Origin of the sequence: uncultured Campylobacter sp. (assembly GCF_937997595.1) — a bacterium.
Taxonomy (GTDB): Bacteria; Campylobacterota; Campylobacteria; order Campylobacterales; family Campylobacteraceae; genus Campylobacter_B.
The window spans coordinates 1-15,032 of record NZ_CALKTS010000065.1 but is presented as its reverse complement, the minus strand read 5'-3'; the positions used below and the strand labels follow the sequence as shown (position 1 = coordinate 15,032).

The window sequence follows — 15,032 nt, the reverse complement described above, 5'->3', positions numbered from 1 at the left end:
AGACGGATATACCGGAGAGATGATTTGGCTGCTTTATTATAAAGGTAGAGAAATCGAGCTTGATATTAGAAGGGTCTATGACGAAACTACCAGTAAAATGCTAGTCGATAATCCGTTTTTTATCAAATATAAGCTGGAAAATATAAATTCTAGTCTTGACGGAATTTCGTTAGATGAGCTCTATAGGGTGCTTAATGAAGCTTTGATAGAATACGGCGAAAGTGGCATACACGGTAGAAAATTCCTACCAAAAGAACATGAAGTCGTAACTTTTTTACACGATTAAAATTTAAAAGCCAATGCGTATATCAAATGTTGATATTTCATCATCCAAAATTTGATATTTTCTATAGCGCTATAAAACGCTCCACTCTTTTTTATATTCGTTTATTATCTCATCGGGCGTTTTTTCTCCCTTATCGACCTTGATAAGATCGATTATATCTTGCTCGTTTGCAAACATACCCTCTATCGCGTGGTTACAGATGATAGATCTGTTTTGCTCGTATTGTTCTACGCTCAGCTCGTCTCTATATTTTTCAAATATAGCCAAACTTTTTTCTAAACTATAAGCTTCCGGATATTTTTGCATGCTTTATCCCCTAGCAATATAAAATTTTATCAGCTGCGGCGTCCTATTAAAAAACAAAGCTCAAGCAGGCAGGCGCACTTTTCTGCTAAGAATAGCTTGCAAGTAGTTCGCACTTCGCCGCAGCTAAAGCAGATAACTATTAGATGACGAGAAATTTTACTGCAAGTAGCTCACAAATAAATTTAACAAAGCCCTTATCAAGCAAAAAACGAAGGAAAAGCCGTCAAAGAAAACTGCTACTCTCTTACGATGAAAGCTCCAGTAAACTTGCCATTATGCGCAAAATCTCTCGCCTCATCCTCACTCTTAAATCCACTTAAAAAGACGCGATAAATCGGCGCGCCATCTATGCTAAATTCTTTGATGATCGCAGGATATCCCGCCGTGCCGTGGTAATCGCGCTGATAAATTTGTGCGCCGCTTCTATTTCTAAACGCACCGATTTGCACCATAAAATTTCCGCCGACAATGGTTGCTTTCGGCGAGCCTTTGGCGATAGTATGCCCATAAAAGCCCACTACTTCGAGTTTTACCGGCGCCGTACCTTTGGCAAATACGCCTACTAAATTAGCAGCTGTTTTGCTAAGATCGATGATGCGACCATCCACGAATGGACCGCGATCGTTGATGCGCACGGTTGCGGTAGCGCCGGTGTCGCGATTCGTGACCTTTACCATAGTATTCATTGGATAGGTTTTGTGCGCGGCGGTCATGCCGTTCATATCGTAAATTTCGCCGTTTGAGGTGTATTTGCCATGAAAATTCGGCCCATACCAGCTGGCGATGCCGACTTGAGTGTCACCGACGCTTACTTGCTCTGGATAGTAGGTTTTGCCGTTGATTTTATAAGGGCGCATGGTGGCGGGAGAGTTTTTGCCGATCTTGCCCGCACCGCCCGCAGACGATCTAGAAGGCGGTGCGGTGCGAAACGAGCAACCGGCAAGAATCAGCGCAAAAAGCGCACTAAAAAGAGCGATTTTCTGGTACGACACCTGCGATCCGATCTTATTTGTTGAATTTTATATTATTTAGCGCTATTTCGTTTTTGTCTTTGAGGCTAAGCTCGTTCGCCAAACCTGCTAACACACGTCCTGGCTTGCGCTGTTTCAGACGTGGTTCATACGCTTGAAACGCGCCTTGATTTACGACAAATTCTGCATATTTGCTTTGTGGGATATAAAAGAAGTACTTGCCGTTAAGCGGCGAAATTCCGTTTTTAATATGCGCGTTGTAATCCTGCATTTGCGACGGCGAAATTCCGATCTGTTTTGCAACCGCGCTTAGCTTTGTGCCCGGAGCTACGGCGATACGCTTTAGCCCCCATGGCTCGCTTTCAAAAAGCAGAATTTTACGCATATTTTCATTTTGAGCGATGTAAGCGTATTTGATAATGCGCTTGATAAAATTCTTAGTCTCATTAGGAAGTGCGGGACTTTTTAGCAAGCGATCCAGATCATCGCTGCCAGTAGCTGCAATCGCATTTTTAAGCTTTTGATCACCACAATTATACGCCATTAGCGCTAAATACCACTTGCCAAAATTTTGCTTCAGATGCAAAATATACGAAAACGCGGCATCCGTAGAGGCTGCGGGATCGCGACGCTCATCTACGGCGCTATCTACTCTAAGACCGAAATTTTTCGCGGTCGCCGGCATCAGCTGCCACATACCACCTGCGCTAGCGCCTGATGTGACCGTATTTTTAAGATGAGATTCTACCATTGCCAAATACAACAAGAATTCCGGAGCTTCGATATTATCTACCTCGGATTTGACCAAGTAGGCATTGTGCGACTGCGAAGTCACGATATGCTTAAACTGCTTGCGATCGCTTGCATTGATCGCACGGAATATGCCCGCGACTACGTTTTTGCTCGATTCGTTATTTTCGATGCCGAATTGATTTAAAATATAGTCGTGATTTGCGCGCATCAGACCGGGCTGGCTCGCAAACGCTTCGCCCATTAAAAGCAGGGCTAGCAGTATAAATTTTATGGCTTTCATATCTCTCCTTTGATTTTATCGCCAAAAAGCCTACAGGCGTTTTGAGTCGTTATTGCTTCGACCTCTTCTACGCTTAGGCTTAAAATTTCCGCGACTTTTTCTACCACGAGTCTCGTAAATGCAGGCTCGTTGCGCTCGCCACGATGCGGATGCGGAGTTAGATATGGTGCATCCGTCTCGATTAAGAGGCGCTCTTGCGGAATTTGCGGTAAGATCTCAGCTAAGTTTTTTGCATTTTTGAATGTCAAAACTCCGCCGATACCGAAGTAAAATCCGTATTCGCTAAGACCTAGCAAAAGCTTGCTGGCATTGAAGCAGTGCAAAACACCGCCGCATAAATCGCCGGCACGATCTTTTAGAATTCCAAAGCTATCTTCGTTTGCTTCTCGGATATGGACTATAAGTGGTTTTTGAAGTTGTGTTGCTAGATCGATTTGTGAGATGAAGGCGTCTTTTTGGCGGGAGATTTCTAAGGCTTTGGTTTCCTTGCTCTCTTGCTGCTTAAGTCTGAAGTAATCAAGCCCGCATTCGCCAACGCCCACGCATTTGGGATCGTCAGCATACCGCTTCAGCACCTCCATATCGAAAGAATCTATCTCGTATGGATGCACCCCTACGGCAAAATACACATTATCCCGTGCATGCGAAATTTTACATGCCTTATCTAGGTCTGCTACATCGGCACCGGGAATGATGATGCTGCGCACGCCTGCAATCGTGGCGCGCTCAATCACCGCGCCCAAATCGGCGTCGAAACTAGCATCGTCTAAATGGCAATGTGTATCTATAATCATAAAACTCACTTGATAAAATTTTTCGAAGCGGATTTTACGTCGTTTTGCAAAATCACACTTAAATTTAAATTAAACGCGGTATTGTAGCGAAAAATTTCAGATTTAAACTTAAGCTTAAAATTCCTTCAGCTTTGCCTTAGTTTTTTAGCGAATTCCAGGGCTTCTGCAGTAATAGTTTCGCCGCTTATCATACGAGCTAGCTCTGTTATTTTCTCATTTTCGCTTAATAATCTCACGCTAGATTTGCCGTTCGTTTTACTTACTAAAAAGTGTGACGCAGCCTTTGAGCTAAGCTGCGGCTGGTGCGAGATCGCAAAAATTTGATAAAATTTTGAAATTTTTACCAGCACGTTAGCGATACTCATCGCCTCTTTTCCACTTAAATTTGAATCAATCTCGTCTAAGATCAAAATTCCCTCGCCGTTATTTGTAAGCTCCAAGCTTGCCGCGATGAAAGCAAGGCGTAGGCGGTTCGTTTCGCCTGAGCTTAAATTTTTAAATTCCGTCTTGCACAAGCTGACGCAAATTTCGTCTGTGCCGCACTCACTAAGAACCGCGGGCTTAAAACTAAGCTCCACTCCGTCCATATAAAGCTGCTTTAGATAGGAATTTATCAGATCCTCGAGCCGTTTTTTAGCGCCCTTGCGAGCCTCGCTGATTTTTTCGGCAAGGGTAGCGGTGCTTTCACTAAGGCGTTTAAATTCCGCTTGCAACTTGGTTTTCTCAAAGCTTAACTGCTCGTAATGCTCAAGCTCTTTCTTGCGTGCTTCAAGCGTATCTAAAGCTTCTTCTACGCTTCCGTAGCGCCTATTTAGCGCACTAAGAGCTTCGATGCGATCTAAAATTTTCTCTATGTCGATATTTTCGAGCTCGTCTAAATTCAAGCTTTCTTGCTTTAGCCGCAGCTCGTTCATCGCATCCTCAAAAAACGCGCTATCCAGCCCGCTAAGACTTAGCACTTCGATGACGCTACGCTCCAGCTCAAAAACACCCTGCGCCCTAGCCCAAAGCTCCTCGATCTTATCTTTCTTACTAAGCTTTTTTTTGATCTGCAAAAGCTCCTCGTATTCGCCGATCTTAGGCGATACGCGCTCGATTTTTTCAATTTCGAAGCGAGCGAATTCTTTTAACTCCTCAATCTTGCGCTCTTGATCCAAAATTTCATCCAGCTGCTTTTTTGTGCGGCTAAATTCCACAAAAGCGCTTTGAAGCTCCGATAGGCTTTGCGCGTGCGCCGCATCTTTTTTCTCGGCGATAAAATCAAGTAATTTTAGCAAGCTGCCGCTACTCATTTCGCCGGCGTTTTTCGCGCCTAAAAATTTCACGTATTCGCCGGCGATCGTGCTTAGATTTTTTTTCGAAACCGATTGGGAATTTATAAAGTATCGCAAGCTACGCTCTTTTAGGACGCGAAAAATATTTGGCGTATCGTTTATCAAGCCGAAATTTTCCATATCAAATTGATGCTCTACGTCCGCTTCTATGAGCTCAGCCTCGCATTCTTTAAGCCCGAACACCGCTAAAATCGCGCCTATTAATACCGATTTACCCGCGCCGCTGATACCTGTAAATACGCTAAGTCCCGGGCCAAAACTAAGCTCGCTCTCGCAAAAACCCAGATTATTTTTAATATAAATTCTTTCTAGCATCCGCCGTGCCCCCATCTGAGTTTGGCTTTTAAAACGTCAAAATAATCGTAGCTTCTGCGTTTTATTAAATTTGCCTTTGCGTGCGAAATTTTAACGCTTACGCTGTGAAATTCCGCCATATCAAAAACGTCTTGTCCGTCGATGACGACGCTAACTTCGGAGCTTCCGGCGTTTTTGAAGCTTGCAAGATACTCTTTTGGAAGGATCAAAGGCCGCTGCGTCAGGCTGTGTGAGCAGATCGGCGTGACGCAAAACACGTCGCACAGCGGATAGACGATAGATCCGTTCGCGCTCATATTATACGCGGTCGAGCCCACGGCGGAGCTTACGATCACGCCGTCGCCGTAGTAGGTGTTGAAATATTTTCTATTTAAAAACGCATCGATCTTCGCCATCGAGGAGATGTGGCTGCGGGTGATTACGACGTCGTTAAATGCGGTCTTGCGGACGATTTTACCGCCGCCGTTTTCCAGTATCACTTCGAGTAAAAACGGGCGCTCGATCTCGTATTCGCCACGCAAAAATTCCTTTAAAAATTTTGCAAATTCGCTCGGCTGCACGTCCGTTAAAAACCCGAGAGTACCCGCGTTGATACCCAAAATAAAAGCGTTTTTGTCGCTTAGTAGCCTCGCAAGCCCGATGAGCGTGCCGTCGCCGCCGAGGCTGATTAAAAAATTGGTCTTTTTTAAAATTTCTGCAAGCGTATGCGGCTTAAGGCCGAAAAATTCCGCTCCGTCCTCTTCAAGCAAAAGCTCAATGCCTTGCACTTTTAAAATTTCGCAAATTTGCTCCACGACGGGGCGAATCTCTTCTGATTTTTTGGCTATTAGCCCCGCGAATTTAAGGTTTTTATGAATTTTGTTTTCCATAGTTTTATTTTATAAAAAATTAGCTTTGTAAAAGCAAAATTTAACTATACTTGCGTTTTACAAATAATTTTAAAGGAGTAAATTTGCGAAGTCATTATTGCACCGATTTGAGTAAAAACGATATCGGTAAAAGTGTAACCGTGTGCGGCTGGGTAAATTCTTACCGCGATCACGGCGGCGTTATTTTTATAGATTTGCGTGACCGAAGCGGCCTGCTTCAGCTCGTGTGCGATCCAAAAGATAGCAAAAAAGCGTATGAAATTGCAAACGAAGTACGAAACGAATTTGTCCTAAAAGCAAGCGGCAAGATCCGCGCTCGCGGCGAAGGGCTAGAAAATCCAAATTTAAAAACCGGCGATATCGAAGTCGTAGTAGAAAGCTTAGAGATCGAAAATCCGAGCAAGCCGCTTCCTTTCGTAATCGGCGATAAAAGCGTCAACGAAGAAACGAAGCTTAAGTACCGCTTTTTGGATCTGCGCGCAGAGGGAAGCTTTGATAAATTTAAGATGCGCTCCAAGGCTGCGATCGCCGCGCGAAACGCGCTCGATAGGCTCGGCTTTGTAGAGGTCGAAACGCCGATCTTAACGCGCGCGACGCCTGAGGGCGCTAGGGACTATCTGGTGCCTAGCCGCGTCTATCCGGGCAGCTTCTACGCGCTTCCGCAAAGTCCGCAGCTTTTCAAACAGCTTTTGATGTGCTCGGGCTTTGATAAATACTTCCAGATCGCGCGTTGCTTCCGCGATGAGGACCTGCGCGCCGACCGCCAGCCGGAATTTACGCAGATCGATATCGAGATGAGCTTCAACACCCAATACGACGTAATGAGCGTGGCTGAGGAGGTTTTAAAGGATATTTTCAAATCCTGCGGCCGCGAGATCGTCACTCCTTTTAGACATATGGAGTATAAAGACGCAATGGAGCTTTACGGCAGCGACAAACCCGATCTGCGCTACGATATGCCTTTCATCGACGTAGCCGATATTTTTGAAAAATCGAGCAACGAAATTTTTTCAAATTTAGCCAAAGACCGCAAGGCTAACCGTGTAAAAGCTCTTAAAGTCGAGGACGGCGATCTGAAATTTAGCAAGCGCCAGATGCAAGGCTTTGAGGAATACGTGAAAAAATTCGGCGCGCAGGGCCTCGCATTTATTCAAGTAAAAGAGGACGGGCTAAAGGGACCGCTGGTAAAATTCTTTGAAAAAAGCGAGCTGGACGAGCTTATCAAACGCTGCGAGCTTAAAGTCGGCGACGTCGTATTTTTCGGCGCGGGCAAAAAGAAAATCGTGCTTGATTATATGGGCAGATTTAGAATTTTCCTCGCAAACGAGCTTGGTCTCATAAATCCGAACAAGCTTGAGTTTTTGTGGGTCGTAAATTTCCCTATGTTTGAGCAAAACGACGACGGCAGCTACTCCGCGATGCACCATCCTTTCACGATGCCGAACAATCCCGACGAGCCTGATTTAGAGGATATTACCTCGATTGCCTACGACGTCGTGCTAAACGGCATCGAGCTTGGCGGCGGCAGTATCAGGATCCACAAAGCGGACATTCAAGAAAAGGTCTTTAGGTTGCTTAAGATCGAGCCTGCGGAGCAGAGGGAGAAATTCGGCTTCCTGCTTGATGCGCTAAGCTTCGGCGCGCCTCCGCACGGAGGTATCGCGATCGGCTTTGATAGGCTGATGATGCTGGTTACCGGCTCAAGCAGTATTCGCGAGGTTATCGCGTTTCCTAAAACGCAGCGCGCGCAGTGTCCGCTTACCAAAGCCCCTAGCGTCGTTACAGACGAGCAGCTTCGCGAGCTAGGTCTTAGGCTTCATAAGAAGGAGCAAAAATGAAAAGCCTTTTTTTAATCATCGGCGCTCCTGGCAGCGGCAAAACGACCGATGCGAGCATGATCGCTCAGATGAATCAAAGCATCGAGCACTACTCCACAGGCGATCTGCTGCGTGCCGAGGTAGCAAGCGGCAGCGCTCTTGGTAGGCAGATAGACGGCTTCATCTCTAAAGGCAATCTCGTGCCGCTTGATATCGTCGTAAATGCTATCGTTAGCGCGATTAAAAGCTCGCCTAAAGACTTCATCATCATCGACGGCTATCCAAGGAGTGTCGAGCAGATGAATAAGCTAGACGAGGTGCTGCGAGGCGACGATGATGTAAATCTTAGCGCAGTCATCGAAGTGTGCGTTAGCGAGGAAATCGCCAAGGAGCGTGTTTTAGGACGCGCTCGCGGAGCAGACGATAACGAGGAGGTCTTTAAAAACCGCATGGCGGTATTTTCAGAGCCGATCGAGGATATCCGTAAATTTTACGGCGACGCGGGCGTATTTTACAGCGTAAACGGCGAGCGCACGGTCGAGGAGATCGTAGCGGACATAAACGCTATAATCGCCGCGCAGATCGAAAAATTAGGCTAGCGCGCTTGGATGGCGGCTTAAATTTAAGACGCGCTTTTTAGTACGAGTGCGCCTTTAAATTTATAGCTTGCCGTCGCGCTAAATAGCCAAATTTTAAGCGTAAATTTAAAAGCTCGCGCCGCAAATTTAATGCGAGCGTTAAATATGAGCGGCTTTTAAATTTAATGAAATTTCAGATCTATTTGCGGATACAGAGATTAAAATTTAAGGATGGATATGGTTAGAAAATTTTTAATTAGTATGGCTTTATGTGCGGCTGCATTCGGCGCTGGCGGGTTTGTGGCAAGCGGCTCCGCGGCGCAAACTCAACCGTCAAGCGTCAAAGAAGCGCTTAAATTAAGAGATGATTCTTTTGTCGCGATCGACGGCAGGATAAAATCTCAACTCAGACGCGAGCATTATAGATTTGTGGATCAAAATGGAGATAGCATCGAGGTTGAGATCGACGATGACGTTTGGCGCGGCGTGAGCGTGGATGAAAATACGCTCGTGCGAATTAGCGGCGAGATCGACAAAGATTTTACCAAAACGACGATAGACGTGAAAAATATCAAAATTTTAAATTCTAAATAAAGGAAAACCATGGATCTTTCAAAGATAAAAGTGGGCTCAAACCCCGATAAAATCAACGCAGTGATCGAAATCCCTTACGGCTCGAACATCAAATACGAGATCGACAAAGAAAGCGGCGCGCTCTGCGTAGATCGCGTGCTCTACGGCGCGATGTTTTACCCCGCAAATTACGGCTTCGTGCCCAATACCTTGGCTGACGACGGCGATCCTGCGGATGTTTTGGTGCTAAACGAATACCCGCTTGCCGCAGGCAGCGTGATCCCGTGCCGCCTAATCGGCGTTTTGATGATGGAGGACGAAAGCGGAATGGACGAGAAGCTGCTTGCCGTGCCGGTTAGCAAGATCGATCCGCGATATGAGGGCATTAAAGGGGTCTCCGATCTGCCTAAAGCGACGCTGGATAAGATCAAAAATTTCTTCGAAACCTACAAGCTTTTAGAGCCGAATAAATGGGTCAAAGTAAAGGATTTTGCAAGCGCTGCCGAGGCCGAGAAAATCCTAGACAAAGCGATCAAGGCTTATAAATAAAATTTACAAGCGTCCTTTGATTTGGAATTTCGCTCCGCCTTTAAGACGCTGCGCGAAATTCCGAAATTTTAAAATTTGATGGAATTTGCGAAGCGCAGAGCGATGTGAGGATTTTTAAATCAAGCTTGCAAAGCGCTCGCTTAAATTTTATAAATATCGCGCAGCTAGATACTAAAATTTTAAATTTTAAAAAGGCGACTCAAATGAAAAAGATTTATATCGCGCTATTTATAGCAGTTGCTTTTTCGCTCTGCATACAATCAATCTCCGGTTTTAAAGGCATTAAAATTAGTATGTCAAACGATGCGCAGGACATCCGCCTGAAGTTTAGCCCAAAGCTAAGCGAGGATCAAAATACGCAGATGCAAAACTTGGCGAATTTTTTACGCTTTAGCGATAAAGGGCGAGAGAATTACTATGGTATAAGCTTCTTTAGCGATATCGCTACGACATGGGATTTGTATGAAAAGCTTGCGGACATTGATGAGCTAGACTTCGGCAGAAACGCGAATTTTATGACCGTTTCGCCGATTATAGTGGATGAGGTTACGCAGGTTCCGCCCGAGATCTGTTTGCTTTCAAATTTAAAAAAGCTTGATTTGCAAGGCACGAGAGTTTCGGATCTGCCCTCTTGCGTGCAAAATTTAAAAAAGCTCAAGTATTTAGGCTTGCGCGCTACCGAATTTACGGAGATTAGTGAAAATATCTCTAAAATTCCGAATCTTAAGACTCTGATTTTGGATCGTTGCCCCGTAAAAGAGTTGAGCGCGAATGTAGCAAATTTAAAGAATTTAGAATATCTCGAACTGGATGAAACGCATATTTCGCAATTGCCGCCGCAGATTACAGGGATGAGCAAGCTGCGAGAGCTCCACTGTTATAGTTGTAATTTTTTACATACTTTGCCTACGTATCTAGCAGAGCTGAAAAACCTGGAAATTTTATATCTTACGAACACGCATATAGAGGCGCTACCCGATGAGGTTTCGCGAATGTCTAGCCTAAAGGAGCTGACCGAAGATTTTACCTCTCCTCCTGAAAATATCGTAAATTTACCCAATCTTGAGGAGTGGGGTCATATGGACGAGCAGAGATTGCGGCTCGCCGTGAAAATCCCGTCGCTCAAAAGGCTTCATATAAGTTCAAATATCAAAACGATCCCATCTGAGTTAGGGGATTTGCATAATCTGCAGGAGCTTGATATTTGGTCTGAAAATATACAAGAAATCCCTGAAAGTATCGGCGCATTAAAAAGCTTAAAAAAACTCGATATTGGCAGATATAAGCAAGAGAGTCTGCCTGAGAGCATCGGCATGCTTGATGCTTTGGGAGAGCTGAAAATTAACAGCCAAGCCATTACGAAAATCCCTGAGAGCATCGGAAATCTGCATAATTTAAAGGAGCTTTACATCCACGGAAAAAATATTACGCAGCTTCCGGAAAGCGTAGGAAATTTAAAAAATTTAGAAATTTTAGATCTCTCCGAGACTGCAATTAAAAAATTACCGCAGAGCATAAACGATATGACAAGCCTTAAATACATTGATCTTCGCGATACCGATTTAGAGGAACTTAACGTCGATTTTATCCGCCTTAGCAAACTTTACGGCATTAATTTGTATGGCGTTAAGCTTAAAAAGAAGCCCGTAGTTCCTAAGATAGAGGGAAGACATATTAGCATTAGAGGATATGAGGATTAAATTTAAAACGAAGCGATGATTTGTCCGGCGCCGACATATACTGCGGCGGGAGTTTAAGCAAGTAATACAAGGAGATAAACCGCACAAAAGATTGCTAGCAGGATCAGCCTTGCGTGCTAACGACGGCGAAACTTAGCGAGCTTTAAAGTCTCCTACGGGCGCCGCAAATTTAAAAACCTCGTGCGCCGCGCTAAAATAGAACAATTTATCTGTGTGGGCTCTTCTTAAATTTAGCGAGCTTCGGAGCAAAATTTGAAGTTAAAATTTTTAAAGGACCACTGCGTTTATAAGATTTGTCGTCACAAGCGGGCGGGATAGAGCGAAGAGAAATAGATTGCGCTCATTGCCGCAAAAAGACTCTCGCTGCCTGGAAGCGAGATAATCCGCGCAGATTCACGGCATTAAAATTCTCCTGCGATTTGCGTAATGTAGAGCTGTGCGCCTGCGAAATTTTTAGCACATACGGATGCTATGTTTTTCGGCTCGGTAAATTTACACGGGTAAAAATTCGATCTCGAAGCAAGGGAAAAATCGCGGGCGTCATTGCAAAATTATAAAGCTGATGTCATCACAGACAGAAGCCTTTGGTCTGCCACGCTACGTAAAATTTTAAAATTTAAAAACATCACAAAATTATAGGATATCGCATAGTTAGCAAGCCGCAGCTAGTGATAAAATTTCTATACCGAAAGCGCAGCGGCATTTGTGCGGTTACGCGTTTTATAAAATTCTATAAATTTTTTCGCTAGATCGTCGCAGAATAAAATTTAACCCACTCTTTTTATATAAACTTTTGCCGATCTAGAAAGCAGCTGAGAGATTTGATAGGCAGCGCTCTTGTTTATATACCCAAAAAGTAGTTGCGGTTTTACCGAGCCGTTTAAAAATTTTAAAGATCAAAATTTGGACTAGATATTAAATTTAGTCCAAATTTTATTGAAATTTACAGGGTAAGCTCGAAGGTCAGCTTAAAATTTCGCCCCGGAGCGTAGAAGCGGTTGATGCCCAGGCTATCTGATTTGCGAACCATATTCGTGGTGCCGAAAGACCTTACCGATCTAGCCGATTCCCAGGTTAGATATTTTTCGTCGGTTATGTTGTAGCAGCCAAATCTGAAGGTTAAATTTTTAGTTGGCTTGGTGTATGCCACTAGGTCTAGCACTTTGTAGCTGGTGCTTAACCAGTGCGCTCTGTAATCGGTCACCTGGCGTCCGTTTATAGGATCTCCGCTTTGCCTCTCGTTTTTCCAAAACATATTGTAGGTATCTTCGGGCTTTTTAGCCGATACGGTCGTAAGGTATATATCAACTCCGAATTTGTCATTTTTCTCGGCATAGCCCACGTTATATACCGAAGTTTTTGGCTGTATCGCATTCATCGGCACCAAACCGTCATCATCTGTTAAAATTTTACCCTTTTGTTTCGTAAATTTATATCCTACATAAAATCCGCCCAGACTATCGGAGATATCGCTTAGGTTAAATTTAGAGCTTATCTCTATGCCGTTTACCTTGGCTCTTTGTCTATTTACGTTTTGATACATATCGAAATCAAGCGCGCTATTTGCGTTCGTATTTACCCTTTTGGTGCCTTGATATTCCAGATCTAAGAAGTCTTGATAGTCCGTTTTGAATCTGCTAATCGTAATATAACTCCTACTTTCGCTATGAAAGGTAACGGCTATTTCTTTGGTTTTGGCTATTTCGGGCCTTAGATCTACATTAGGTTTTATCGTAAAATCCGGATGCTTAAACGCTAGATATAGCTCATCCGTAGTAGGCGCCCTAAAGGCTTTTGAATACTTCGTTTGAATTCTTACAAACTCAAGAGGATTAAAATTTAAACCCACGGCGTAGGAGTTGTTTTTATACTCCTTCGGCTTTGACATATACTCTATATTTCGCTCAGCATTCGTTGCATTCAGCGCATCGACTTCGGCTTGCTTTGCTAGGTATGCGTTCCTGGCTGCCACATAATCCGACCAATTTGGATAGTCGCTCCACTTGGGCTCCGGAAGCGGATTTTTCGCAAGCGGTATAAATAGACCCTCGACCATACCGTCGGGGATCTTTGGGGTCTTGCCCGGAACATAGCCCGGTTTATATCTTACTCTATCGTATCTATAGGCTAGATTGAAATCAAAAAGATCATTTACTATAACATCGTCTGCTACGTGAAAGACTCCGTTTTTGCTTTCGACCGGTATTAAAAATGATGTTTCAGGCTCAGTTTTAGGGCATTTCAGTGCATTGAATGCATCTGCACCTTGGCAGTCACCTGGAGCGGTATCTGCCCACCATTGAGGATTCGTAGCGTCAAAACCCGCCCTATTTACCATAGATTTATCGGTTTTTATATATTTTAGTCCATATGAAAGGCTATTTTCCACACTCAAAAAATTAAAATCTTTGCTAAAATCCAGATCAAACTGCTTAGTATCGGTATTTAGATCCCTTTCTTTCCAGTCTCTATCAAGATAGCCCTGTGAGTTTGGTAAAAGCATATTAAATTCATTAGAATCTTGTTTGACTATGCCATTAGTATAACTAGGTTTAATTACCTTATATCTCTTTCCGTTTAAGGTCTCTTCGTGTATATCAAATTCATAATTCTTTCCATTTGAACCCGTAAAATTATAGGTTGGACTATTCAGAGGCAGACTCATTTTTTCTATTGGATCAGAATTGAAGGGAATTCTATAAAGCGTTAACGGACCGTTACAGTTAAATTCTTCGCAGTTTAATTTCATATTACTTATATTTGGAATGGCATAACCCGATAAATACGTTTTTCCATTTGAATCAATTAATCTCGTCATTCCTCCCGGACCGCCTCTATCTATGTTAAATTCGTTTCCGTTTGAGTCTACTATATTATTGTTGCCATCTCTTTTTATTATAGGGTTTGCTATTTCTGCGCAATTATCGCCTCTGCAATACTCCTCCGTTCTGGCTCTTTGTTTGATTCTTTGATTAGAGAATGAAAATTTTACGCTATCCCAAAGCGGCGTTTCGGTAAAATTTTCGTAAGCGATACCTCTATTTTCTCTCTTGCTAAGATCGTCCGTGTATCTCTCTCCGAGCTTGCTTTCGAAAAAATCGGGATTAGTAATCGATCTTGGATAGAGCGTATATGAGTAGTCGTTGCCTTTCGATCTATTTTTAGAATCATCATTCATGAGGGTAATTCTATTTTCATCATTTGGCTGAAAGGATATTTTAACTAAGGTGCTCTCTTTTTTGATGGTATAAGGATCAGTTTGCTCCCTCTCCCTTCCTCTTACGCTATCGTCGTAGGTGCCGTATCCGTAGTTTCTAAGCTCGTGAGAATTTCTATCTGTTCTGATTACTAAAAAGTCAAACCAATTAACTTTCGCAGCTAGAGTATGAGATCTCATTTTCTCCTTATCTCTGCTAGAAATACCCGCTTTAAAGCCGTAAAACCAATTTTTATCGATTAAATAATCCCGTGCATCCTTGGTCTCGAACATAACGGAGCCTCCAAGTGCGCCAGAACCCGCTTTTATCGAGTCTGCGCCCTTGGTGATAGTAGCTTGTTTGACATTTTCCATCTCGACGCCGTTTCTAGTGTTATTAAAGTTTCCATATCCTTCAAAGATCTCTTTAAAACCTTGCGAGCTTAAAGTCTCTGCTTGATGAAGTCCGTCTATCGTGATGGCGACGCGGTTTTCGTCCACTCCGCGGATCGAGTAGCCGCTAGAACCCATCCTGCCCGCCTCTACGACGCTAACCCCCGTTTCATATTTTACGAGGTCTCTAGTGTCGGAGACTTGCTGCTTTTCTAGCGTTTTGGCGCTCTTTTTAGTTTCGCCGACTTTTTTGGCAAGCGGGTCGCTTTCTACGTTTCCCGTAACATTGATCTGCCCTAAATTTTGGGAGCCACCTTC

12 protein-coding genes and 1 pseudogene are annotated in these 15,032 nt (G+C 43.8%); 6 read left to right on the top strand and 7 right to left on the bottom strand.

Features of this window, described 5'->3' with window-relative positions; all coding sequences use genetic code 11:
* A pseudogene (locus Q0614_RS02235) lies at positions 1 to 286 on the top strand (hypothetical protein); the annotation flags it as partial.
* Between the two features lie 69 nt (positions 287 to 355).
* Here Q0614_RS02235 and Q0614_RS02230 read toward each other — a convergent pair.
* From Q0614_RS02230 to Q0614_RS02205, 6 genes are all read right to left on the bottom strand, one after another.
* Positions 356 to 592 carry a hypothetical protein gene (locus Q0614_RS02230; RefSeq protein WP_298786246.1) on the bottom strand — a complete coding sequence of 79 codons (237 nt, stop codon included), beginning with the start codon at positions 590 to 592 and terminating at the stop codon, positions 356 to 358.
* 236 nt (positions 593 to 828) lie between these two features.
* Positions 829 to 1,584 (bottom strand): septal ring lytic transglycosylase RlpA family protein, encoded by a 756-nt coding sequence (locus Q0614_RS02225; RefSeq protein WP_298786245.1) that lies wholly within the window; start codon positions 1,582 to 1,584, stop codon positions 829 to 831.
* A 13-nt stretch (positions 1,585 to 1,597) separates the two neighbouring features.
* The gene (locus Q0614_RS02220; protein WP_291936754.1) at positions 1,598 to 2,596 is read right to left on the bottom strand and encodes a lytic transglycosylase domain-containing protein; all 999 of its coding nucleotides are present in this window, start codon (positions 2,594 to 2,596) and stop codon (positions 1,598 to 1,600) included.
* Positions 2,593 to 3,390 carry a TatD family hydrolase gene (locus Q0614_RS02215; RefSeq protein WP_298786244.1) on the bottom strand — a complete coding sequence of 266 codons (798 nt, stop codon included), beginning with the start codon at positions 3,388 to 3,390 and terminating at the stop codon, positions 2,593 to 2,595. Before Q0614_RS02215 ends, Q0614_RS02220 begins: the two co-directional genes overlap by 4 nt.
* A 125-nt stretch (positions 3,391 to 3,515) precedes the next feature.
* On the bottom strand, positions 3,516 to 5,039 hold the full coding sequence (locus Q0614_RS02210; protein WP_298786243.1) for an AAA family ATPase: 1,524 nt from the start codon (positions 5,037 to 5,039) through the stop codon (positions 3,516 to 3,518).
* A complete protein-coding gene (locus Q0614_RS02205) occupies positions 5,033 to 5,908 on the bottom strand; it encodes an NAD(+) kinase (protein WP_298786242.1) in 876 nt (291 codons plus the stop codon). Before Q0614_RS02205 ends, Q0614_RS02210 begins: the two co-directional genes overlap by 7 nt.
* A gap of 83 nt (positions 5,909 to 5,991) precedes the next feature.
* On the opposite strand from Q0614_RS02205, the gene aspS reads away from it, so the two are divergent.
* The 5 genes from aspS (at position 5,992) to Q0614_RS02180 (ending at position 11,125) form a co-directional block, all read left to right on the top strand.
* A complete protein-coding gene (aspS, locus tag Q0614_RS02200; protein WP_298786241.1) occupies positions 5,992 to 7,746 on the top strand; it encodes an aspartate--tRNA ligase in 1,755 nt (584 codons plus the stop codon).
* Entirely contained in the window at positions 7,743 to 8,324 is a 582-nt protein-coding gene (locus Q0614_RS02195; protein WP_298062324.1) for an adenylate kinase, read from the top strand. The genes aspS and Q0614_RS02195 overlap by 4 nt, the downstream gene beginning before the upstream one ends.
* A gap of 216 nt (positions 8,325 to 8,540) precedes the next feature.
* The gene (locus Q0614_RS02190) at positions 8,541 to 8,897 is read left to right on the top strand and encodes a NirD/YgiW/YdeI family stress tolerance protein (protein ID WP_298786240.1); all 357 of its coding nucleotides are present in this window, start codon (positions 8,541 to 8,543) and stop codon (positions 8,895 to 8,897) included.
* 9 nt (positions 8,898 to 8,906) lie between these two features.
* Positions 8,907 to 9,425 (top strand): inorganic diphosphatase, encoded by a 519-nt coding sequence (gene ppa, locus Q0614_RS02185; protein ID WP_298786238.1) that lies wholly within the window; start codon positions 8,907 to 8,909, stop codon positions 9,423 to 9,425.
* Between the two features lie 203 nt (positions 9,426 to 9,628).
* A complete protein-coding gene (locus Q0614_RS02180; protein WP_298786236.1) occupies positions 9,629 to 11,125 on the top strand; it encodes a hypothetical protein in 1,497 nt (498 codons plus the stop codon).
* Between the two features lie 943 nt (positions 11,126 to 12,068).
* On the opposite strand, the gene Q0614_RS02175 is transcribed toward Q0614_RS02180, so the two are convergent.
* On the bottom strand, positions 12,069 to 15,032 hold a 2,964-nt coding region (locus Q0614_RS02175), incomplete at its 5' end, for a TonB-dependent receptor (RefSeq protein ID WP_298786234.1).

What these genes read in the sequence shown, in the direction of transcription:
- Q0614_RS02220 (WP_291936754.1), bottom strand. Translation starts at nt 2,596, where the DNA reads ATGAAAGCCATAAAATTTATACTGCTAGCCCTGCTTTTAATGGGCGAA.
- Q0614_RS02215 (WP_298786244.1), bottom strand. Translation starts at nt 3,390, where the DNA reads ATGATTATAGATACACATTGCCATTTAGACGATGCTAGTTTCGACGCC.
- Q0614_RS02210 (WP_298786243.1), bottom strand. Translation starts at nt 5,039, where the DNA reads ATGCTAGAAAGAATTTATATTAAAAATAATCTGGGTTTTTGCGAGAGC.
- Q0614_RS02190 (WP_298786240.1), top strand. Translation starts at nt 8,541, where the DNA reads ATGGTTAGAAAATTTTTAATTAGTATGGCTTTATGTGCGGCTGCATTC.
- Q0614_RS02230 (WP_298786246.1), bottom strand. Translation starts at nt 592, where the DNA reads ATGCAAAAATATCCGGAAGCTTATAGTTTAGAAAAAAGTTTGGCTATA.
- ppa (WP_298786238.1), top strand. Translation starts at nt 8,907, where the DNA reads ATGGATCTTTCAAAGATAAAAGTGGGCTCAAACCCCGATAAAATCAAC.
- Q0614_RS02195 (WP_298062324.1), top strand. Translation starts at nt 7,743, where the DNA reads ATGAAAAGCCTTTTTTTAATCATCGGCGCTCCTGGCAGCGGCAAAACG.
- Q0614_RS02205 (WP_298786242.1), bottom strand. Translation starts at nt 5,908, where the DNA reads ATGGAAAACAAAATTCATAAAAACCTTAAATTCGCGGGGCTAATAGCC.
- Q0614_RS02180 (WP_298786236.1), top strand. Translation starts at nt 9,629, where the DNA reads ATGAAAAAGATTTATATCGCGCTATTTATAGCAGTTGCTTTTTCGCTC.